Source organism: Streptomyces sp. SID13726 (assembly GCF_010548375.1).
Lineage (GTDB): Bacteria > Actinomycetota > Actinomycetes > Streptomycetales > Streptomycetaceae > Streptomyces.
Genome location: NZ_JAAGLY010000392.1, coordinates 1 through 457 on the forward strand (window position 1 = coordinate 1; position 457 = coordinate 457).

Annotated in this window: 1 protein-coding gene; it reads right to left on the reverse strand. The window is 70.2% G+C overall.

Features of this window, described 5'->3' with window-relative positions; translation table 11 throughout:
- A partial coding sequence (locus tag G3I78_RS48235) for an immune inhibitor A domain-containing protein (protein WP_164436963.1) occupies nt 1-457 on the reverse strand: 457 nt, incomplete at both ends.

Below are 457 nucleotides of genomic sequence, written 5' to 3' on the forward strand. Positions count from 1 at the left end.
TTCCGGCCCTTGCCCAGGTAGGAGGCCGTGGACATCAGCGACCAGAAGTTCACGCCGTTGTCCCCGTCGGAGCTGTACAGGTCGGGCAGCCCGAGGTCGTGCCCGAACTCGTGGGCGAACAGCCCGACTCCGCTGTTCTCGCCGCCGGTCAGGTAGTCCCCGGCCCAGATGCCGGAGTCACCGACCGGGACACCGCCCGCCTTGTTGCCCGCGGGTCCCGCGCTGCCGGCCTGGTCCCAGTACGCGAACCAGCGGTGCGCCCACACGGCGTCCTTGCCCTGATCGCCGCCGCCCCAGGTCTGGTCCTTGCCCGCGTGGACGACGACGAGATGGTCGAGGTAGCCGTCCGGCTCGTCGAAGTTGCCGTCGTGGTCGGCGTCGTAGCGGTCCCACACGTCGTACTCGGCCAGCTGGGCCTTGATCTCCTCCGGCGTACGGCCCTTGGCGCGCTCCGTGT